General features: G+C 73.2%; 17 protein-coding genes. 10 read left to right on the plus strand and 7 right to left on the minus strand.

Annotated features, from left to right (window positions below):
* Positions 1 to 158: 158 nt before the first annotated feature.
* Positions 159 to 1277 carry an LCP family protein gene (locus LQ326_RS06455; protein WP_234533560.1) on the minus strand — a complete coding sequence of 373 codons (1119 nt, stop codon included), beginning with the start codon at positions 1275 to 1277 and terminating at the stop codon, positions 159 to 161.
* A gap of 120 nt (positions 1278 to 1397) precedes the next feature.
* Positions 1398 to 2153 (minus strand): TIGR03089 family protein, encoded by a 756-nt coding sequence (locus tag LQ326_RS06460; protein ID WP_234533562.1) that lies wholly within the window; start codon positions 2151 to 2153, stop codon positions 1398 to 1400.
* A gap of 129 nt (positions 2154 to 2282) precedes the next feature.
* Here LQ326_RS06460 and LQ326_RS06465 point away from each other — a divergent pair, with 129 nt between their 5' ends.
* Together LQ326_RS06465 and manB are read left to right on the plus strand one after the other, a co-directional pair.
* The gene (locus LQ326_RS06465; protein ID WP_234533564.1) at positions 2283 to 3758 is read left to right on the plus strand and encodes a peptidoglycan recognition protein family protein; all 1476 of its coding nucleotides are present in this window, start codon (positions 2283 to 2285) and stop codon (positions 3756 to 3758) included.
* A 161-nt stretch (positions 3759 to 3919) separates the two neighbouring features.
* Positions 3920 to 5002: a mannose-1-phosphate guanylyltransferase gene (gene manB, locus LQ326_RS06470; RefSeq protein WP_234533566.1), complete on the plus strand. Its 1083-nt coding sequence runs from the start codon at positions 3920 to 3922 to the stop codon at positions 5000 to 5002.
* 214 nt (positions 5003 to 5216) lie between these two features.
* Here the strand turns inward: manB and LQ326_RS06475 are convergent, their stop codons facing one another.
* The 4 genes from LQ326_RS06475 to LQ326_RS06490 form a co-directional block, all read right to left on the minus strand.
* Complete coding sequence (locus LQ326_RS06475; protein WP_234533568.1) at positions 5217 to 6227, minus strand: DNA-3-methyladenine glycosylase family protein; 1011 nt, start codon at positions 6225 to 6227, stop codon at positions 5217 to 5219.
* A 144-nt stretch (positions 6228 to 6371) separates the two neighbouring features.
* Positions 6372 to 7760, minus strand: a complete 1389-nt coding sequence (locus LQ326_RS06480) for a coenzyme F420-0:L-glutamate ligase (protein ID WP_234533570.1) — start codon at positions 7758 to 7760, stop codon at positions 6372 to 6374.
* On the minus strand, positions 7757 to 8716 hold the full coding sequence (gene cofD / locus LQ326_RS06485; protein ID WP_234533572.1) for a 2-phospho-L-lactate transferase: 960 nt from the start codon (positions 8714 to 8716) through the stop codon (positions 7757 to 7759). The genes LQ326_RS06480 and cofD overlap by 4 nt, the downstream gene beginning before the upstream one ends.
* A gap of 33 nt (positions 8717 to 8749) precedes the next feature.
* A complete protein-coding gene (locus tag LQ326_RS06490) occupies positions 8750 to 9250 on the minus strand; it encodes a cysteine dioxygenase (protein ID WP_234533573.1) in 501 nt (166 codons plus the stop codon).
* 623 nt (positions 9251 to 9873) lie between these two features.
* Here LQ326_RS06490 and LQ326_RS06495 point away from each other — a divergent pair.
* The 3 genes from LQ326_RS06495 (at position 9874) to LQ326_RS06505 (ending at position 15552) form a co-directional block, all read left to right on the plus strand.
* Entirely contained in the window at positions 9874 to 10137 is a 264-nt protein-coding gene (locus LQ326_RS06495; RefSeq protein WP_003975777.1) for a WhiB family transcriptional regulator, read from the plus strand.
* 208 nt (positions 10138 to 10345) lie between these two features.
* Positions 10346 to 14065, plus strand: a complete 3720-nt coding sequence (locus LQ326_RS06500; protein WP_234533575.1) for a glycosyltransferase — start codon at positions 10346 to 10348, stop codon at positions 14063 to 14065.
* Positions 14062 to 15552 carry a DUF5719 family protein gene (locus LQ326_RS06505; RefSeq protein ID WP_234533577.1) on the plus strand — a complete coding sequence of 497 codons (1491 nt, stop codon included), beginning with the start codon at positions 14062 to 14064 and terminating at the stop codon, positions 15550 to 15552. Before LQ326_RS06500 ends, LQ326_RS06505 begins: the two co-directional genes overlap by 4 nt.
* A 23-nt stretch (positions 15553 to 15575) precedes the next feature.
* Here the strand turns inward: LQ326_RS06505 and LQ326_RS06510 are convergent, their stop codons facing one another.
* Positions 15576 to 16028, minus strand: a complete 453-nt coding sequence (locus LQ326_RS06510; RefSeq protein WP_234533637.1) for a metallopeptidase family protein — start codon at positions 16026 to 16028, stop codon at positions 15576 to 15578.
* A gap of 278 nt (positions 16029 to 16306) precedes the next feature.
* Here LQ326_RS06510 and LQ326_RS06515 point away from each other — a divergent pair, with 278 nt between their 5' ends.
* From LQ326_RS06515 to manA, 5 genes are all read left to right on the plus strand, one after another.
* Entirely contained in the window at positions 16307 to 16732 is a 426-nt protein-coding gene (locus LQ326_RS06515) for a DUF3499 domain-containing protein (RefSeq protein WP_181808879.1), read from the plus strand.
* Between the two features lie 506 nt (positions 16733 to 17238).
* Positions 17239 to 18606 (plus strand): phosphomannomutase/phosphoglucomutase, encoded by a 1368-nt coding sequence (locus LQ326_RS06520; RefSeq protein ID WP_234533580.1) that lies wholly within the window; start codon positions 17239 to 17241, stop codon positions 18604 to 18606.
* 165 nt (positions 18607 to 18771) lie between these two features.
* Positions 18772 to 18942 carry a Trm112 family protein gene (locus tag LQ326_RS06525; RefSeq protein WP_181809261.1) on the plus strand — a complete coding sequence of 57 codons (171 nt, stop codon included), beginning with the start codon at positions 18772 to 18774 and terminating at the stop codon, positions 18940 to 18942.
* 76 nt (positions 18943 to 19018) lie between these two features.
* Positions 19019 to 20146, plus strand: a complete 1128-nt coding sequence (locus LQ326_RS06530) for an SIS domain-containing protein (RefSeq protein WP_234533582.1) — start codon at positions 19019 to 19021, stop codon at positions 20144 to 20146.
* Positions 20147 to 20349: 203 nt separating this feature from the next.
* On the plus strand, positions 20350 to 21501 hold the full coding sequence (gene manA / locus LQ326_RS06535; protein WP_234533584.1) for a mannose-6-phosphate isomerase, class I: 1152 nt from the start codon (positions 20350 to 20352) through the stop codon (positions 21499 to 21501).
* The last annotated feature ends 91 nt before the right edge of the window (positions 21502 to 21592 follow it).

A 21592-nucleotide genomic window follows, 5' to 3' on the forward strand; every position in this document is an offset into this window, starting at 1 on the left:
ACGGACCTCGCGGCCGGGTGCACCGGAGCGCTCACACTATCCGCCCAGTTCAGCGTGGAGTGACGCCAGTGACAAATTCATCCTCCCTACATGCGGGCAATCCATCTCATTTGACTGGACATCGAACAGCGCGGAAGTTCGCCGCCTTGGCGTGTCCTTTACTCGCAACTGTCCTCGGCGGCGGTTTTACCGCGGAACGTGGCCGCCTGGGAGTCGGAAGAGGGGTTCTTCTTGGCGACCTTCACCGGCCGGTCCGCCCGCAGCAGCGCGAACAGCGCGTCCGCCCGGCCCGCCACCAACTGGTCCCGGTTGGCGTCGTACACATACGGCTCCCACGGCACGGTCAGGAACCGCACCTCGTCCGTGGGGACCTCCCGCAGCCCGCGAACCAGCTGGTACAGCCCCCGCAGACTGGCCAGCTCCGGATCGGTGGTGAGCGCGGAGGTCGCCGCGTCCAGCAGCGGATAGAGCTTCGCCGGATTCAGCAGTACGTCGGTGCTCCGCACCTTTTTGACGAGTGCCCCCATGAACTGCTGCTGGCGGTCCATCCGCCCGGTGTCACTGCCGTCCCCGAGCGACTTGCGCACCCGTACGTACCCCAGTGCCTGCTCCCCGTCGAGGGTGACCCGCCCGGCGGGCAGCCGCAGCTTGGCCGCCTTGTCGTTGATCGGCTTCTTCAGGCACACCTGCACCCCGTCGACCGCGTCGACCATGTTCTTGAACCCGCTGAAGTCGACGACGACGTGGTGGTCGATCCGGATGTTCGTGAGCTTCTCGACGGTACGGATGGTGCAGGCCGACCCCCCCACCGCGAACGCCGAGTTGAACAGCGTGAACGAGGGATCGCTGCGCCGCCCGTCCGCGCGCAGGCAGTCGGGCACGTGCACCATCAGGTCCCGGGGCAGCGAGACGGCGGTGGCGCTGCGCCGGTCACGGGCGAGATGCAGCAGGATCGTGGTGTCGGAGCGCTCGGTGCCCGAGTCCTTGCCGTAGCGGCGGTTGCCGTCCCCGGCACGCGTGTCCGAGCCGATGAGGAGGATGTTCTGCGCGCCGCGCACCAGTGCGGTGGGCCGCTCCCGCTCGTACCGGGCGAGCTCGGACTCGGCCGCCTTGTCGGCGGTGATGTTGTGACTGAGTTTCGCGTACAGGGCCCAGCCGCCGCCGACGGCCGCCACGAGCAGCACCCCGGCACCGAGGGCCGCCCCCCGCACCCAACACCGCCGACGCCGCCGGGCAAGCCCGTTCCCGGTGGCGGATGCCCCTACGACGTCGGTCACTCCTCAACAGTGCCCCGGCACGGGAGCGGAGGCGGCGGCAACTACTCCACGCGGGTGCCTGCTCCCACCTTCTTGGGGGCACGGGGACGGCCCTCACCGGACCGCCGCCGAACAGCGGCCTCAGCGAGCGGACGCGGTAACCCGCTCACTCTCGATCCGCTTCGCGATCCCTTCCGCATCCAGTTCGTCCAGATGCCGGCACAGCACCACCGACCCCCCGACCGCGAGCGGCGCGTACAACCCCGCGCTCAGCCCCTCCCACGTGTCGTACCCCAGCCCCGACAGCAACCGGGAGCCAGGCCCGGTCAGATCCAGCCCCGCCGCGTCCCCGAGCGCCCGCTCCACGACCTCGGCCCCGCTCAGCTCCGCCCCCGCCACGATCAACGCGGGCTCCTCCGCGTCCACCGGCGAGAACGGCACGAACCGGTCCCCCTGACCCGGCACCTCGACGGCGTAGTCGACGAACCCCTCCGGCGTCCGCGGGAACCGGCCGCCCAGCGGCCGCAGCGCGAGAGCGACCCGCTCCCCCCGGCACGCCCGCGCCGCCTCCAGCGACTCCGGCCCGCTCACCACGACGTCGGCCGCCGCCGGCTTCCCGGCCATGTCGGCGATCGCGCCCACCGACGAACAGGCCAGCAACCACACCGCCGTCTGCCAGTGCGCGGGCAGCAGCAGGGCCACCCGGTCACCCGGCCCCGCACCGAGGTCGCCTTGCAACAGATTCGCCGTCTTCGCCACCCAATTGGCGAAGGTGGCCACGGACAATTCGACGCGTTCGCCCGTCGCGTCGTCGTAGAAGGTCACCAGGGGGCGTCCGGGGTCCGCGGCGAGCGCGGAACGCAGCAGGTCGGCAGGGGTGCGATCGGTGGCGTTCACCCGCGCAAGCGTACGCCGCGCCGGGTGCCGGCACCGGCCGGCGGGGCCACCGGTTCGGCGTAACCGGGACCGACGGGGCGTCAATTCCCGCATGGGCATGTCTGCCTGACTGTGTTCAACATCAGGGGCATGCGTGGATTCCTGACTTGCTCGATCGACGTCACCTGCGCGGCGGCCCTCACCCTGGCGCCGGCCGTGCTGAACGTGCCGTCCGCGGCCGCCGCACCCGCGGACCGGACCACGACGACCGCCCTCTCCGGCAGCACCCAGTCGCTGCCCCTCGTCCCCCGCACCCGCGAACGCGTGCTCGGCCAGGTCCCCGAACAGGGCGCGTACAGCACCGACGTACACCACTTCTCGCTCGTCGGCGTCATCTGGGACAACCCCGGAACAGAACTGCACGGCAAGGTCGAGGTGCGCACCCGGTCCGCCGCCACCGGCGACTGGTCGGCCTGGCAGGACATCGACACGCACACCGCCGACATCGGTGCCGACCCGGACACGGCGGAGGCCTCCTCCGGCCGGGTGCGCGGCGCCACGGCGCCCCTGTGGGTGGGCGACTCGAACGGAGTCGACGTACGCGTGCGCGCCGAAGCGGATGACGGCTCCGGTGACGGCTCCGGCGGCGACTCAGGCGACCGTTCCGACGACGGCCTCGGTGACGACTCCGGCGACCGTTCCAGCGACGGCCTCGGTGAAGGCCCCGGTGACGACCCCGCCGACGATTCCGCCCCGCACGGCGGCGGCCTCGGCATCGGGCGGGATCTGCTCCCGGCGGGCCTGCGCCTCGAACTCGTCGACCCCGGCGACGACGCCCCGTCCCAGAGCCCGACCGCCGACAGCCCCCGTACCGACACCGACACCGAGGCCGACTCGGCAGCCGCGGTCAACGCCGGCCTGGTGTCGTTCGCCGCCACCGAGATCCCCGCGCTGAGCCGGGAGGACACCGAACGCGAACTCCGGGAACTGAACGGCGCCGACGCCCCGCTCGCCAAGCCCTACATCGGGCCGCGCCCCAGGATCGTCACCCGCCGCGGCTGGGGCGCCGACGAGTCGCTGCGCGAGAAGGGGTTCGTCTACACCGGGAAGATCAAGGCGGCCTTCGTCCACCACACCGCCTCCGGCAACGGCTACCGCTGCTCCGAGGCCCCGTCCGTCATCCGCGGTATCTACCGCTACCACGTCGTGAGCATGGGCTGGCGGGACATCGGCTACAACTTCCTCGTCGACAAGTGCGGAACCGTCTACGAGGGCCGCGCCGGGGGAGCGGCGAAGGCCGTCAGAGGCGCCCACACCCTCGGGTTCAACAACGACAGCATGGGTGTCGCGGTGATCGGTACCTACGGCTCGCACCAGCCGTCCGCGGCCGCCGTGACCGGCGTCGCCGGGCTCACCGCCTGGAAGCTCGGGCTCTACGGGGCCAATCCGAAGGGAAAGACATATCTGACGTCCGGGGGTGGCAATCTCTACCCAAAGGGGAAGAACGTACGACTGAACGTGATCTCCGGCCACCGGGACGGGTACGCCACCGATTGCCCAGGCGCCAAGCTCTACGCCAAGCTCGGCTCGGCCCGGACCACCTCCGCGCACCTGCAGGGACGCTGAGTACGGGGCCCGCGTTCACCGCCGTCGGGGGCAGTCGGGGGAAACCGCACACCCGTGCCGCGTGGCACCGCGCGGCTGTCGAGGGCGCCGTCGCACGGTCTGCATACACTGGCCGGCCGACAGAGAGTTCGGCCGGTCCCGGCAGGAAGCAGAGACGACAGGTGACAGAAGCGATCCTCCTGGTCGGCGGCAAAGGCACCCGGCTGCGCCCGCTCACGGTCCACACGCCCAAGCCGATGGTCCCGGCGGCCGGCGTGCCGTTCCTGACCCACCAGCTGGCCAGAGCCAGAGCCGCGGGCGTGGAGCACATCGTCCTCGCGACCAGCTATCTGGCGGACGTCTTCGAACCGTACTTCGGCGACGGTGCGGCACTCGGCCTGCACATCGAGTACGTCACCGAGGACGAACCGCTCGGCACCGGCGGCGCGATCCGCAACGTGGCCGCCCGGCTGCACTCCGGGCCGGACGAGCCGGTCCTGATCTTCAACGGGGACATCCTGACGGGCCTGGACATCGGTGCCCTGGTGGCCACCCACGAGTCGACGTCCGCCGACATCTCCCTGCACCTCACCCAGGTGACCGACCCCCGCGCGTACGGCCTCGTCCCCACCGACGGGACAGGCAGGGTCCTGGCCTTCCTGGAGAAGCCGCAGACCCCCGAGGAGATCGTCACCGACCAGATCAACGCGGGGGCGTACGTCTTCCGCCGCTCGGTCATCGACACGATCCCGGCGGGCCGCCCGGTGTCCGTGGAGCGCGAGACCTTCCCCGGACTCCTCGCGGCCGGCGCCCACCTGCAGGGCATGGTCGACTCCACGTACTGGCTGGACCTCGGCACGCCCGCGGCCTTCGTCCGCGGCTCGGCGGACCTCGTCCTCGGCCGCGCCCCGTCCCCCGCGGTCCCCGGCCGCTGCGGCGACCGCCTGGTCCTGCCCACCGCCCGGGTCGCGGCGGACGCGAAGCTGACGGGGGGCACGGTGGTCGGCGAGGGCGCCTTCGTGGCGGAGGGGGCGCGGGTCTTCGGCTCGACGATCCTCCCGGGCGCCGTGATCGAACCCGGCGCCGTCATCACCGACTCCCTCATCGGCAACCGCGCCCGCGTCGGCGAACGCTCCGTCCTCACCGGCACGGTGATCGGCGACGGCGCGGTCATCGGCGCCGACAACGAACTGCGTGAGGGTGCCAGGGTGTGGTGCGACGCGATGATCCCGGCGGGGGCGGTGCGGTTCTCGTCGGACCAGTAGGCGTGCGGCGGGGCCGGGGAGCCGTTCGCGGGGCTGCGCCCCGGACCCCGTCGGGGGAAGTGGTTCCACTGCGGGCGCGCGGGGGCTGATCGCGCAGTTCCCCGCGCCCCTGGACGGGGCGCTGCCCAGCCGCCCCTCTCAAAGCTGCCTGGCTGCGGGCAGGGGTGCCGCAGGGCGGCACCACCGACGCGGGCGAGTGAAACCCACCCGCACGTCACAACCGGCCGATATCGCCCCGCGTCATTCGCGGCGCCCTCCGCGCCGGCGTATGCCCACTCAGCAGAATCAGCCGAGCCGCCCGATGCCGCTGTCCCGCATACGGCTCGAGCAACCGAAGCATCACCTCGTCATCGGCATGCCGGTCCCCGGCCAGCGCCCACCCCACGATCCCCGGCAGGTGCAGGTCCCCGACCGTCACCGCGTCCGCCGCCCCATGACTGCGCTGCACGGTCTCCGCCGACGTCCACGGCCCCACCCCCGGCACCACCTCCAGCCGCGCCTGCGCCGCCTCCGCCGCCATCCCCGCGGCCTGCTCCAGCCGCGCGGCGACCCGCACCGCCCGCAGAATCGTCGAGGCCCGCTTGTCGTCGACGCCGGCCTTGTGCCATTCCCAGGACGGGATCAGCGCCCAGGTACGAGGCGCGGGCATCACCCACATCGGCCGCTCACCCACCCCCGCGGGGCCCGGCGCACGCTCCCCGAACCTCCGCACCAGCAACCGCCACGCCCGGTACGCCTCGTCGGTGGTGACCTTCTGCTCCAGGACCGACGGAATCAACGACTCCAGCACCAGCCCGGTCCGCGTCAGCCGCAACCCCGGCCGCCGGTGCCGGGCCGCCGCCACGACCCGGTGCCGGGGCACGAACACGGAGGGGTCGTCGGCGGAACCGAGCAGCTCCGGCAACCGCTCCAGCAGCCACTCGGCCCCCGGCCCCCAGGCCTCCCCGCGCGCCTCACCGCCGTACACGGCGACCCGGAGCGTGCCGGGCCCGGCAGGCGTCAGACTCGCCCGCCACACGGACCCGTCACGGGTGGCCCGGAACGTCGGATCCCCGGCCCCCCGCCGCAGCGGCCCCAGCACCAGTCCGAGATCAAGAGGGCCTGCCGGCTTCCACATCCGGACCCGCCCCGGCGCGGCAGCCTGCCGAGGCACCCCGGCAGGCACGACGACCTGCCCACCCCGCACAGTCGTACGCGTGGGCCGAGGAGCGAAACGTCCGGCCATTCAAAGAATCCTAGGCCTCAAGCGCCCCTTCAGGGGCGCGGGGCGGGGTCCGACATGCCGCTGCCGCCGCGTGGGCGGGACCGGCCACACCCGACCCGCACCCCCCCACGGAACCGCACCTCCGCGCCGAAGGCGCCAAACAGCTCACCGCACCTCGATGAAGTCCCCGGCCTCCCTCGGCACCCTCTCCCTCGGCTCCTCCGCGGCCCTCCCCACCGCGACCGCCCCCATCGGCTCCCACCCCGCCGGCAGCGCCAGCACCTCCCGCACCACGTCCCGGCAGAACATCGTCGACGACACCCACGCCGATCCCAGCTGCTCACCGGCCAGCGCGACCAGGAAGTTCTGCACCGCGGCCCCCATCGCGACCACGAACATCTCCCGCTCGGCGGCGTCGCGCCGCGGATCCCCGTACGTGTGCGACCCGTCCATCACCAGACAGGGCACGGCCAGGTAAGGCGCGTTCCGCAGCACGTCCCCCCGCCGCACCCGCTTCGCGACGGACTCCTCCGACTTGCCGTCCTTCCTCAGGTCGGCGATCCACGCGTCCCGCATCGCGTCCAGCAACCGCACGCGCGCCTCGGCCGACTCCAGCAGCACGAACCGCCACGGCGTCGTGTGATGCGGCGCCGGCGCGGTCACGGCCGCGGCGACCGCCCGCCGTACCGCCCCGGGGTCGACCGGCTCGTCGGTGAACGCCCGCACCGTCCGCCGCAGAGTCACCGCCTCGCGGACCGCCTCGGACGTCCCGAGCCGGAACATGTCGCTGCGCGCGTCCCGGACCAGCGCCCGCGCGCCGTCCCCGGCGTCGCCGGGGTCCGCCACGACATGCGCGAGGCCCCGCACCACGGCGACCGGCATCCCTGTCGCCTTGCCCTTCACCAGGTCAGCGGCGGCGGCCAGTTCGTCGGCCGTGGCGACGACCGTCGCGACCAGCGGATTGCCGTACGCGTCCGCGCCCCCGCGCAGATCGTCCAGCACCGCCACGCCGGCGGCGCCGATGGCGACGTCCGTGAGCCCCGAGCGCCAGGGGCGCCCGAAGGTGTCCGTGACGATCACCCCGACGTTGACGCCCAGCGCGTTCCGCAGGCCCGCGCGGACCGCACGCGCCGAGGCGTCGGCATCCTCGGGCAGCAACAGCACGGTCCCGGAGGGGGTGTTGGACGCGTCCACTCCGGCCGCGGCCATGACCAGACCCTGCCGGTTCTCCACGATCCGCAGGGTCCCGCGCCGGGCCACCACCCGCACGGTCTCGGCGTCGATCGCCGCCTCCCGGTCGGCCGCCGCGACGGTCCGCCCCTCGGCCTTGGAGACGATCTTCGAGGTGACGATCACCACGTCACCGTCGGCCAGCCCCGGCTCCGCCACGGCGATCAGCTTCGCCAGGTCCTCGCCCTCCTGCACTTCGGGGATGCCGGGCAGCGCCCACACCCGGTAGGCGGGCACCGCGCCGGCCGTACCGGGCGCGTCGGCCGCGGCGGTCGTACCGGGCGCGTCGGCCGCGGCGGTCGTGCCGTCGGTCGCGTCGGTCATGCGCCGCGCACCTCCTCGGCCAGCGCCAGCGCCTCCCGGGCCATCTGCGCGGCCGCGTCCAGGTCGGTCATCATCAGCGGTACGGCCCGGCAGCGGATGCCGGCCGCCTCCACGCGCGCGACGCTGTCCGCGTCCACGGAGTCGACGAGCCAGCCGTCCAGGAGCCCGGAGCCGTAGTGCTCGGCCACCGCCGCCGCCGTCGACTCCACGCCCACCGCCGCGAGCACCTTGTCGGCCATCCCGCGCACCGGGGCGTCCCCGACGATGGGGGAGAGGCCCACCACCGGCACCCCGGCGTCCGCGATCGCCTCCCGGATGCCGGGCACCGCGAGGATCGTGCCGATGGAGACCACCGGGTTGGACGGCGGGAAGAGGATCACGTCCGCCGCGGCGACGGCCTCCAGGACGCCGGGCGCCGGCTTGGACTGCCCGGCGCCCACGGGGACGACCGCATCGGCGGGGACGCCCGCCCGCAGCCGTACCCAGTACTCCTGGAAGTGCACGGCCTTGCGCTCGCCGTCGACCTCGACGGCCACATGGGTCTCGACCCGGTCGTCGGTCATCGGGATCAGCTTCACGCCCGGCTTCCAGCGGTCGCACAGCGCCTCGGTCACCGCGCTGAGCGGATATCCGGCGCCCAGCATCTGGGAGCGCACGATGTGCGTCGCGAAGTCCCGGTCACCGAGCCCGAACCAGTCGGGTCCCACCCCGTAGGCGGCGAGCTCCTCCTTGAGGTGGAAGGTCTCGTCGGCCCGCCCCCAGCCCTGCTCCTCGTTGATGCCGCCACCGAGCGTGTACATCACCGTGTCGAGGTCCGGGCAGACCTTCAGCCCGAAGAGGTGGATGTCGTCCCCGGTGTTGCCGATGACGGTCACCTCGGCGTCCGGCACGGCCTTCTTCAGACCGCGCAGGAACCGGGCACCGCCGATGCCGCCTGCCAGAACCACAATGCGCATGCGCCAAGTCTTGCAGGCGGGTCGGACAACGCGTCACGCAGTCACGGGACGGGCCTCGCAAGCGGCGGCGGGCGCCGTGTGCATCGGCATCTCGGTCAGCCCCGGGTAGTAGACGTGCAGACTCACCGCCGGCTCCAGCGCGTCGTTCACCACCTCGTGCGCGTACCCCGGCGCGAACACCCGTTGTGCACCGGCGCCCAACGCGCGTGTGCCGCGCTCGGTGCGTTCGGTGAGCGCGCCCTCCAGGACCGTCAGCACGCCGGAGGAGCGGCCGTGGCCGTGCAGTCCGCTGCCCTGTCCGGGCACCCAGGACAGCAGCCACACCTCGTAGCCGGGGCCGGTGCGCAGCCGGTGGTACCAGCGGCTGGTCGCGTCGTACCGGACGAGGTGCTCCCACTGCGCGCGGTCGGCGGCGATCGCGCGGGCGAGCCCGACGAACTCGGCCACGGTGACCGGGTGCTCGCGCGGGGGCTGCAGCAGGTGCGCGACATCGAGGAGGTCGCCGGCGATCTGGAGGTCGTTGTCGCTGTTCATGGGGTGCGGTGGTTCCTCAGTGAAGGAGGTCAGCGGGGAACGAAAAGCGAAGACCGAGTCCGGGGGACTCGGTCTGCGGCCGGAGCGGGAGCGGTCGGACACCGCTACGGCTCAACAGCCCAAACAGCAACAGCTACAGCGAGCACGGGCAGCACCGTGGGACCCGGCGGTGCGGGTCGAGGTGAATGCCAAGTTCGCGAGCATGCCCACAAGAACATCGGTTCACACCTCCCGTGTCAACTCGACGCCCGGTATGTGGGACACGGTTCACCTCATCCGGTCCATCTCGCAGCCGAAAGGTTTGCTCAGCGAGCACCCGGGACACATGGCGCACAACCGGGCGAGCGAGCCGCTTCGGAACGCGATCGAACATCTGGGCGTCCTTCTCCGTACAAGCTCTGTATGGGGCCGGAGGCCCGCGCGGGGCCGCGTCTGCATATCAAGGTTTATGCCGATTTGAACACTTTCCGCAGGGCCTTGGTTCCGCAGAGTGAATAACGGGCCCAATAGCAGATCTCGGCTTGACTCGCCCGGAGCAGCACACTTGTAATTTCACTCGTGTCGTTCAGCCGAAATCGGTAACGGCCAGGCACGGGGACGTGAAAGACAGACGAGGGGCGCACATGACCGAGCTGGTGCAGCAACTGCTGGTCGACGACGCGGACGAGGAACTCGGCTGGCAGGAGCGCGCGCTGTGCGCCCAGACCGACCCCGAGTCCTTCTTCCCCGAGAAGGGCGGCTCCACCAGAGAGGCCAAGAAGGTCTGCCTCGCCTGCGAGGTGCGCTCCGAGTGCCTTGAGTACGCCCTCGCCAACGACGAGCGGTTCGGTATCTGGGGCGGACTCTCCGAGCGGGAGCGCCGCCGCCTCAAGAAGGCCGCCGTCTGAAGCGGACGCCGAGCCGGGTGTCCGAGCCGGACGTCCGCACAACGCACACATCCGAGCTGCGCGAACGGCCCGTCGCCGGTGGGTTATCCACAGGCGGCGGGCCGTCGACATGCCCAGCCGATAGTGTGGGCGCTCGTCCGAGACGCCTCGCCGCCACCAGCGGGCGCAGGAGTCCACCGCAGTCCATCGAACCGGGGCCCGTACCTCGATGTCCGTGCACAGCCACACGGCAGCCCAAGAGACGGCTGCCACAGCGGGGTTTGACCCAACCCGCCCGCCAGAGTTTCCGCGTCACGTGGTGACAGCGGTGCTCGTCTCCCACGACGGCGCCCGCTGGCTGCCCGACGCGCTCGCCGGGCTGCTTGGCCAGGAGCGCCCCGTGCAGTACGCGGTGGCGGCCGACACCGGCAGCGCGGACGACTCCGCCCAGCAGCTCACCGCGTCCCTCGGCGACGCGAACGTCCTGCACCTCGCCCGTCGCACCGGCTTCGGCCAGGCCGTCGAGGAGGCGAGCCGCACCGCGCCCGTCCTCACTCCGGACGACCTGCCGTATCTGAAGCGGCCCAGCGGCTGGGACCCGGTCAACCGGCAGTGGCGCGACGACGCCTACGACATGCCCGAGCTGCCGTACGGCGAGCCGGTCCAGTGGCTGTGGCTGCTGCACGACGACTGCGCCCCGGAACCAGGCGCCCTGGCCCAGCTGCTGCGGGTCGTGGACAACGAGATGGAGCTGGGCCGCGACGACGTGGCGGTCGTCGGCCCCAAGCTGCGCGGCTGGTACGACCGCAGGCAGCTGCTGGAGGTCGGTGTCACCATCGCCAACTCCGGCCGCCGCTGGACCGGCCTGGACCGCCGTGAGCAGGACCAGGGCCAGCACGACCACGTCCGGCCGGTGCTCTCCGTCTCCACCGCCGGCATGCTGATCCGCCGCGACGTCTTCGAGGAGCTCGGCGGCTTCGACCGCCGGCTGCCCCTGATGCGCGACGACGTCGACCTGTGCTGGCGCGCGACCAACGCGGGCCACCGCGTCCTGATCGCTCCCGAGGCCGTCGTACGGCACGCCGAGGCCGCTTCCCGCGAGCGCCGCACCGTCGACTGCGCCGGCCGTACCAGCGCCTCCCCGCACAAGGTCGACAAGGCCGGCGCCATCTACACCCTGCTGGTCAACGCCCGTACGGCCGCGCTGCCCTGGATCATGCTCCGGCTGGTCCTCGGCACCCTGCTGCGCACCGTCGCCTACCTCGTCGGCAAGGTGCCGGGGCAGGCCCTCGACGAGATCCGCGGCCTGCTGGGCACCCTGCTGCGGCCCGAGCGGATCATCGCCGGGCGGCGCAGGCGCGGCCGCTCCCAGCTCGACAAGGGCGAGCTGCGCCCCCTGTTCCCGCCGCCCGGCGCCACCGTCCGGGCGACCGTCGAGCAGGTCGCGGGCAACCTCTTCGGCGGCGACGACGAGATCTCCGCGGCCGGCCGGCACGGCGGTGCCGTCGAGTCCGGGCCCGGCGGCGACGACGCCGAGTTCCTGGAGATCGAGCAGTTCGCCCGCCTCAGGCGCATCGCCCGCAAGCCGGGCCCGGTGCTCTTCCTGGTGCTGCTGCTGATCTCGCTGGCCGCCTGCCGCGCCCTGCTCGGCTCCGGCGCGCTCGCGGGCGGCGCCCTGCTGCCCGCCCCGGACACCGCGGGCGAGCTGTGGTCGCGCTACCTGGACGCCTGGCACGCGGTCGGCGCCGGCGGCACCCCGGCCGCACCGCCGTACCTCGCGATCGTCGCCGCGCTGGCCTCCCTGCTGTTCGGCTCGACCGGGCTCGCGGTCACCGTGCTGCTGGTCGCCTCGGTACCGCTGGCCGGATTCACCGCCTACTTCGCCTCCCGCCCGCTGGTCACCTCCCGGCTGCTGCGCGCCTGGGCGGCCATCGCCTACGCCTTCCTGCCCGCCGCCACCGGCGCCCTCGCGGGCGGCCGCATCGGCACCGCCGTCCTCGCGATCCTGCTGCCGCTGATCGCCCGCGCCGGCATCGCGGCCAGCGGCCTCGCGAACTCCTCCGGAACACGCGGCAGCTGGCGCGCCAGCTGGGCGTACGCGCTGCTGCTGACCATCACCACCGCGTTCACGCCGATCGTCTGGCCCATCGCCCTGGTCCTCGGGCTCGCCGTGCTCGCCGTCCGCCGCTCCGACCTCGTCGCCTCCGGCCTGCGGCTGCTGGCCCAGCTCGGGACCCCGCTGCTGGTCCTCGCCCCCTGGTCGCTGACCCTGCTGCCGTTCGGCTTCTTCAAGGAGGCCGGGCTGGAGTACGGCTCCTCGGCCGCCTCCGCCCTCGACCTGCTCGGCGCCAGCCCGGGCGGCCCCGGCACGGTCGACGGGCTGATGCTCATCGGTGTCGTGCTGGCCGCGCTCGCCGCCCTGCTGCGCTCCGAGCGCCAGTCGGCGGTCCGCACCGCCTGGGCGGTCGCCCTGGTCGGCCTGGTCTTCGCGGTGCTGTCCAACCAGTCCGCCTGGGCCGGCCCCGCGACCCTCGTCTACGGCGTCGCCATCCTGTCCGCCGCCGCGCTCGGCGCGGACGGGGCGCGCTCGCGGGTCGCCGAGCAGAGCTTTGGCTGGCGCCAGCCGGTGGCCGCGCTGATCGCCTTCGCCTCCGCCGCGGGTCCGCTGCTGCTCGCCGCGGGCTGGATGCTCGCGGGCGCCGACGGCCCGGTCGAACGGCGCGACCCGAGCCAGGTGCCCGCGTTCGTCGCCGAGGACAGCACCACCACCGACCAGGTCCGCACCCTCGTCCTCGACAGCGACAGCACCGCGCGCGTGAGCTACATGCTGGTGCGCGGTTCCGGCGCCCGCATGGGAGACGCCGAGGTGGCCACCGCCGACGGCGAGAACGCCAAGCTCGACAAGGTGGTCGCCAACCTGGTCGCGGGCTCCGGCGCCGACCAGGCCGACGAGCTCGGCGGGTTCGCGGTGCGCTACGTCCTCGTCCACAAGGGCGCGCCGCGCGACATCACGCGCGTGCTGGACGCCACGCCCGGCCTGTCCCGGCTCAGCCAGCAGAACGGCGGCGCCCTGTGGCGCGTCGACCGGCAGGTCTCCCGCGCGACCATCGTCTCGGCGAACGGCTCCGGCACCCCCGACTCCGTGCCCGCCGGACCCGTCGACATCCACACCACCGTCCCGACCGGCGCCGACGGCCGCGTCCTGCGCCTGGCCGACTCGGCCTCCCCGGGCTGGACGGCCACCCTGGACGGCAAGCCGCTCACCCGCACCACCGTCGACGGCTGGGCCCAGGGCTTCCAGCTCCCCGCCTCCGGCGGGACGCTGGACGTCACCTACGACACGCCGATCACCCACACCGCCTGGCTGTGGGCGCAGGGCGCGCTCGCCGTCGTCCTGATCGTCCTCGCCCTCCCCGGCCGCCGCCGCGACGTCGACGACGACCTCCCCGAGGAGCAGCCGATCCCCGCCCAGCCCGTCGAGGGCGAGGGCCGCCGCGCCCGCCGCCTGCGCGCCCAGGCGGAGGCCGAGGAGGAGTTCCAGGAGGCCTCGGAGACCCCGGAGGACACCGGCTTCCCGGCCGCCGAGGAGGAGCAGCCCGCGGTCGCGGTCCCGCACCAGCAGTCGTACGACATGGGGGTCCCCCAGGGCGAGGACGGCCGAGCCTGGGGAAGTGACCCGGCCTCCTACCCGGCGGCCGACGGCTACGACACCGGCTACGCCGACCAGTACCAGGGCGACGGCACCGGCCAGTACCAGACCGGCGGCTACGACCAGCAGACGTACGACCCGTACCAGACCGGACAGTACGACCCGTACGCCTACGGCGGACAGCAGGGGCAGACGGCGTACGACCCGACGTACCAGCAGGGCTACGACCCCGCCTATGACCCGGCCGCCCAGCACCACCACGGCACCGGCGGCGAGCACCACGACGGGAGCCAGCAGTGAACCGCACCACCCTGTCCCTGCTCGCCGGTACGGCCGCCCTCGCGGCGGTCACCGGGTTCGCCGCGATCGACCCGCCGGCCGCCGCCCCCGCGCATCCTGCCGAGGCGGCCGCCCAGCTGCCCGTGGAGCGCACCACGCTGCTGTGCCCGGCGCCCAGCCTGTCCGACATCGCCGACACCTCGTACACGTCGTTCACGCCCGTCACCCAGGGCACCACGAGCGACGGCAAGGCCCAACTCCAGGCCGCCACCGAACAGTCGGCGGACGGGACCGGCGGGGGCAAGAAGAAGGCCGCCAAGGCCGTGCTCACCCCCAGGGTGCCCGGCACCCCGGCCACCGGGGACACCTCCGGTGCCGACGGGCCCGCCTACGTCGGCACCGCCGAGGGCAAGTACGCCCCCGGCTGGACGGTCCAGGAGACCACCGAGGTCGCCGCGGGCACCGGGCGCGGCCTCCAGGGGGTCACCTGCACGGCGGCCGACACCGACTTCTGGTTCCCCGGTGCCAGCACCGCTTCCAGCCGCACGGACTACGTGCACCTCACCAACCCCGACGACAGCGCCGCCGTGGTCGACGTCGAGCTGTACGGCAAGGACGGCCAGCTCAAGTCCTCGGTGGGGGAGGGCATCACGGTCCAGCCGCATGCGAGCGAGCCGGTCCTGCTGTCCACGCTCACCGAGGAGAAGCAGACCGACCTGACCGTGCACGTGAGCGTGCGCAGCGGCCGGGTCGGCGCCAGCGTGCAGGCCCTGGACGACAAGTCCGGCGGCGACTGGCTGGCCGCCAGCGCCGACCCGTCCGGCAGCCTGGTGCTGCCCGGCATCCCCAAGGACGCCACCGACGTCCGGCTGATCGCCTTCACCACCGGTGACAGCGACGCGGACCTGAAGGTGCGCCTCGCCTCCCCGGACGGCACGATCACCCCGGCCGGTCACGAGACGCTGCACGTGAAGTCGGGCATGACCACCGCGACCGACCTCGGCGACGTCACGCGCGGCGAGGCGGGCTCGCTGATCCTCACGCCCAGCGACCAGTCGGTCCCGGTGGTGGCCGCCCTGCGCGTCACCCGCGGCAAGGGCAGCGACCAGGAGACCGCGTACATCCCGGCCACCGCGCCGGTCGGCACGCGCGCGACGTCCGCGGACAACAGCGGCAAGGGCAGCACCCTCTCCCTGACCGCGCCCACCGGGACCGCCCAGGTCAAGGTGACGGCGTCGGCGGGCACCGGCGGCGGCACGGCGGTGTCCAAGACGTTCACGATCAAGTCCGGCACCACCCAGAACGTCGACGCCCCGGTGCCGTCCGGTCTGAAGGGCACCTACGCCCTGACCGTGGAGACGGTCTCCGGTGGTCCGGTCTACGGCGCCCGCACCCTGGCGGCCACCGAGGAGGGCGTCCCGGGCTTCACGATCCAGACCCTCCCGGACGACCGGGGCACGGTGGCCGTACCGGAGGCGGACCAGGACGTGGCGGTGCTGCAGAAGTAGTGGCGGGCGGGGGTGCCGGGGGCTCAGTCCTCGCCGTAGCGGGGATCGACCGTCTCCGGGGTGAGGCCGAGCAGCTCGGCGACCTGCTCCACCACGACCTCGTGCACCAGCGCGCCCCGCTCGTCGCGCCCCTTGGTGCGGATCTCGACGGGCCGCCGGTAGACGACCACGCGCGCCCGTCGGCCGTCGCCCGCGGGGATGGTGCCGCCCAGCGGCACCGCGTCGTCGCTCCAGGTCTCCGCGTGCCGGTCCTGGAGCCGGGGGACCTCCAGGACCAGGAAATCGATGTCGGCGAGCTGCGGCCAGCGCCGCTCCAGGCGCTCCACGGAGTCCTGCACCAGGTCCGCGAACACATCGGCGCGGCTCGCGGCCAGTGGCACCTGGGGTGGTGCGATCGGCCCGCGCATGCCCCGACCGTGGCGATCGCGTCGACGAGGCCCGGGGCCGGCGGCACGGGGCGGTACACGGTTGTCCATCACTGGTGAAGCCTAGTCCCCGCAGCCTCCCGCCGCGCCGCTGCACGCACCGACACCGTCCGGTGGGGCATGCCGCAGGACGACCGTTCCAGCCAAGGCCGGGCTCGTTTCCGTATCTCTACGAGACCGGCCGGCTCAAGGCAATTGACGTTGTTTGTACCGACTCATGACCGGATGCGATGCCGGCCATGACCCCGGCCCAGGTCTTCCGCACAGGTCAACAGGGCGTGTCAGGAGGGGAGTGTGGGGCGTTTCACAGTACGACACGGTGGAGTGACCTGGGGCAGAGTCGTCGCGGCCCGCTCAAGAGTGCGGTACCGTCCAACGTCGTGAGCCCTGTACGTCGCTGTTCGCGAACCGCCTGCGGCCGACCCGCCGTTGCGACGCTGACGTACGTCTACGCCGACTCGACCGCGGTCCTCGGCCCGCTCGCCACCTACGCCGAACCCCACTGCTACGACCTGTGCGCCGAGCACTCCGAGCGCCTCACCGCCCCGCGCGGCTGGGAGGTCGTACGGCTCCTCGACAGCTCCGCTCCCGCGCGGCCGAGCGGGGACGACCTGGAAGCACTCGCCAACGCGGTGCGCGAGGCGGCCCGCCCCCAGGAGCGGGCGGCCAAGGCGGCCGGCGGCGGCCGTGGCGCGGACCCGATGGAGGTCGCACGGCGCGGCCACCTGCGGGTGCTGCGGTCACCGGACGACTGACGGCGCGGCGACAGCCGACGTCCAGCGGCGAACCGTTCCTTCGTGTGCCGCACGCGCGCCTGCGTCCCGTTCACCCCGATCACCGAGGCCTTCACGATCATCCGGATTCCGCCGGTCGAGAACCGGTCGCTTGGCGGACCGGGGCCACGAGCGGACCGGGGCCACGACCGGTCCTCCCCGGACGTCGTCAACCGGAAGGGCGAACCGGTCGGAGGAAATCTCTCACCCTTCCCGATGTCACCAGGGCGGCCGTCCCGCGCGGGCACGCGCCCGTGGTGGCCGCGGAACGGGCGGCGACCGCGCGGGAGCCGCTGTCCCGGCCGTCGGCGAGCGGGACCGGCCCCGACCGCTCAGCCCTCGGCCCCTGCCGACAGCGGTCGGCAGGGTCGGACGGCCGCAGATCACCGCCGGCGGCCCGCCGGGCGTCCGCCGGGGGCTCCCGCGTCGGTCCCGCACCCGGGACAGGTAGTTTGGGGCGACCGTGAGGATTCCTGGAGGGCTGGCCGGTGGCTGTTGCTGATCTGTCGCAGATCGTGAAGGCGTACGACGTGCGCGGAGTGGTCCCGGACCAGTGGGACGAGGCGCTCGCCGAGTTGTTCGGCGCCGCGTTCGTCCAGGTGACCGGTGCCGCCGCGATCGTCGTCGGCCACGACATGCGGCCCTCCTCACCCGGCCTGTCCCGCGCCTTCGGGCGCGGTGCGGCGGCCCGGGGCGTCGACGTCACCGAGATCGGCCTGTGCTCGACTGACCAGCTGTACTACGCCTCGGGCGCCCTCGGCCTGCCCGGCGCGATGTTCACGGCCTCGCACAACCCGGCGCGGTACAACGGCATCAAGATGTGCCGCGCGGGAGCCGCGCCGGTGGGCCAGGACACGGGCCTGGCGGAGATCCGGGAGCTGGCCGAGCGGTGGTTGCGGGAGGGCGCCCCCGAGCCGGCCGCCACGCCGGGAACCGTCACCACCCGCGAGACGTTGCCGGACTACGCGGCCCACCTGCGCTCGCTCGTGGACCTGACCTCCATCCGCCCGTTGAAGGTCGTGGTCGACGCGGGCAACGGCATGGGCGGCCACACGGTCCCGACGGTCTTCGAGGGCCTGCCGCTGACGCTGGTCCCGATGTACTTCGAGCTGGACGGCACCTTCCCGAACCACGAGGCCAACCCGCTCGACCCCGCCAACATCGTGGATCTCCAGCAGCGCGTGCGCGCCGAGTCCGCGGACCTGGGCCTGGCCTTCGACGGCGACGCGGACCGCTGCTTCGTCGTGGACCAGAACGGCGACCCGGTCTCCCCGTCGTCGATCACCGCCCTCGTCGCCGCGCGCGAGCTCGCGAGGAACGGCGGCAAGGGCACGGTCATCCACAACCTGATCACGTCCTGGACCGTCCCCGAGGTGGTCCGGGAGAACGGCGGCACCCCCGTCCGCACACGCGTCGGCCACTCCTTCATCAAGGCCGAGATGGCGAAGTCCGGCGCGATCTTCGGCGGCGAGCACTCGGCCCACTACTACTTCAAGGACTTCTGGAACGCCGACACGGGCATGCTGGCCGCCCTGCACGTCCTCGCGGCCCTCGGCGGCCAGTCCGCGCCCCTCTCCTCCCTCGTCGCCCAGTACGACCGCTACACCGGCTCCGGCGAGATCAACTCCACGGTCACCGACCAGCGGGCCAGCCTCGCCGCGATCCGCGCGGCCTACGGCGACCGCGACGACCTCACCCTCGACGACCTCGACGGTCTCACCGTCACCGCCGCCGACTGGTGGTTCAACGTCCGCCCCTCCAACACGGAACCGCTCCTGCGCCTGAACGCGGAGGCCAGGGACGAGGCGACGATGACGAAGATCCGGGACGAGGTCCTGGCGATCATCAGAGGCTGACCGAGGCCGGCCCGCACCTTCCCGCCACCCGGCCCGCCTCGCGGGGGGCGGAGTCACGGGCGGTCACTCCCGGCGGACGGCCACCGGGCACCGGCGGCCAGCCCAACCCACCCCACCGGCGGTAATCTGACCGCACGCGAACGTCCACCCCGAAGGGAACCCCCCATGCCGCTCGAAGCCGGCCTCCTGGAGATCCTCGCCTGCCCGGCCTGCCACGCCGCCCTCAAGGAGCAGGACGCCGAGTTGATCTGCACCGGCCAGGACTGCGGCCTGGCGTACCCCGTCCGCGACGGCATCCCCGTGCTCCTCGTCGACGAGGCCCGCCGCCCGGCGTAACGCCACAACGGCAGCGCCGCACATCAAGACCAAGATCAGGACAAGGATCAGGACCCCGGCACCCGGAGGCCGCTCCATGCTCGACGAATCGCTGCTCGACACCCCGGAGGACCTCGCCGAGGCCGACCGCCGAGGTCTGCTGCGCGGTGCGGCCGAGGCAGGCGCCCGCGTCCGTACGGCCGCCAGGCACGCCACCGAGGCCGGTGTCCAGGAACTGAAGCCCGACGGCCGCCCGCGCGCCGTCCTGATCGCGGGCCCCGGCGCCGCCGCCACCCACGCCGCCGACCTCCTCGGCACGCTGGCAGGCCCTGGCAGCCCCGTCACCCGCCTGCCTCCCACCGGGGTCGCCCCGGCCGCCGGCGCCCTGCGCTGGGAGCTCCCCGGCTGGGCCGGCCCCGTCGACCTGCTGCTGATCGCCACCCCGGACGGCACCGAACCCAGCCTCTCCCTCCTCGCCGACCAGGCCTACCGGCGCGGTTGCTCGGTCGCCGCCGTGGCCCCCGCGGGCACCCCGCTCGCCGAGGCGGTGGCCGGCGCCCACGGCCTGTTCATGCCGATGGCCACGGCGCCGTACGACCAGAGCGAGCCGCTCGCCGGCTCCTCCCCGGGCGTGCTGTGGGCGCTGCTCACCCCACTGCTCACGCTCCTCGACCGGATCGGCCTGGTCACCGCCCCGCCGGACGCTCTGGAGAAGGTCGCCGACCGCCTCGACCACGTCGCCGAGCGCTGCGGCCCGGCCATCGTGACCTACAGCAACCCGGCCAAGACCCTCGCCTCGGAACTCGCCGACGCGCTCCCGGTGATCTGGACGGAGGGCGACTCCGCGGGCCCGGCCGGCCGCCGCTTCGCCGCCGCCCTCGCCGAGCTGGCCGGCCGCCCCGCCCTGGTCGCCGAACTCCCCGAGGCCCTGGCCGCCCACGCGGCCCTGCTCGCCGGCCCGCTCGCCGCCAGCGCCGACCCCGACGACTTCTTCCGCGACCGCGTGGAGGAGCCGCCCGCGCTGCACGCGCGCGTGGTGCTGCTCCGCGACCGCCCCATCGGCGGCCTCACCGCCGCCCCCGCCGCCCGTGACCTCGCCCTCAGCCACGACACCCCGATCAGCGAACTGGAACCCGAGGCGGGCGGCGAACTGGAGACGCTGGCGGAACTGATCGCCGTCACGGATTTCGCCGCCGTTTACCTGGCGCTCGCTTCGAGGGCCTGAGGTGGACACCGACACCGGGCCCGGCGCACGAAGGACGACCTGAGGTCCGTACCGCAGGCGAGCCGGCAGGGAACACACGGTGACGAACACCGAACACCGAACACCGGCGCCATACACCGTCGTGCGACCCGTCCGACGTGCCGTGTGCTTCCGCGTCCAGGTTCGCCCCCCGCCCCCGCAGAAAGAACCCGCAGAGAGAAGTCATGGATCTCCTCGACAACACCATCCGCCCCTACGCCTGGGGTTCCCCGACCGCCATCCCGAAGCTGCTCGGGGTCGAGCCGAGCGGCGAGCCGCAGGCGGAGATGTGGATGGGCGCGCACCCGGGCGCCCCCTCGCGCACCGTGCGCGGCACGCTCGTCGAGGTCATCGACAAGGACCCGAAGGGCGAACTGGGCGAGGCGGCCGTGGCCAAGTTCGGCCCGCGCCTGCCCTTCCTGCTCAAGATCCTCGCCGCCGGCGCCCCGCTCTCCCTCCAGGTGCACCCCGACCTGGAGCAGGCCAGGGAGGGTTACGAGGACGAGGAGCGGCGCGGTGTCCCGGTCGGCGCCCCGCACCGCAACTACAAGGACGCCAACCACAAGCCCGAACTGATCTGCGCGCTCACCGAGTTCGACGGCCTGTGCGGCTTCCGTGCCCCGCAGGAGTCGGCCGGACTCCTCGACGGCCTCGGCGTCAACTCCCTCAAGCCCTACGTCGACGTGCTGCGCGCCCACCCCGAGGACGCGGCGCTGCGCGAGGTCCTCACCGCGATCCTCAGCGCCGACCGCGAGGAGATGGCCCACACGGTCGCCGAGGCAACGGCCGCCTGCATCCGCCTCGGCGGCGACTACGCGCCCTACGCCGACCTCGCCCACCACTACCCGGGCGACCCCGGCGTGATCGCCGCCATGCTCCTCAACCACGTCCGCCTGCAGCCCGGCGAAGCCCTCTTCCTCGGCGCCGGCATCCCGCACGCCTACCTCAACGGCCTCGGCGTCGAGATCATGGCCAACTCCGACAACGTCCTGCGCTGCGGCCTGACCCCCAAGCACGTCGACGTCCCCGAACTCCTGCGTGTCGTCCGCTTCGAGGCGGGCGACGCGGGCGTGCTGCGCCCCGAGGCGGCCCCGGACGGCGAGGAGGTCTACGAGACGCCGATCGACGAGTTCCGGCTCTCCCGGTACGTCCTGCCCGAGGGCGCCGCCGCCCACGACCTGACCCTGCCGACCGCGCAGATCCTGCTCTGCACGGCCGGCACGGTCCACGTCGGCGAGTACGACCTGGCCCCGGGCCGGTCGGTGTTCGTGCCGGCGGACGAGGAGGCGGAGGTGTCGGGCGCGGGCACCGTGTTCCGCGCCACGGTGGTCGTCTGAAAGGCTCGCGGTTCCAGCGAAGTCCGGTGGAGTCTGATTGTCCTACCGAGAGTGTGGATACCTGACGAGTCGCTCCCGGACCGGGCTGCAA

This window comes from Streptomyces shenzhenensis, assembly GCF_021462265.1.
Classification (GTDB): Bacteria; Actinomycetota; Actinomycetes; order Streptomycetales; family Streptomycetaceae; genus Streptomyces; species Streptomyces shenzhenensis.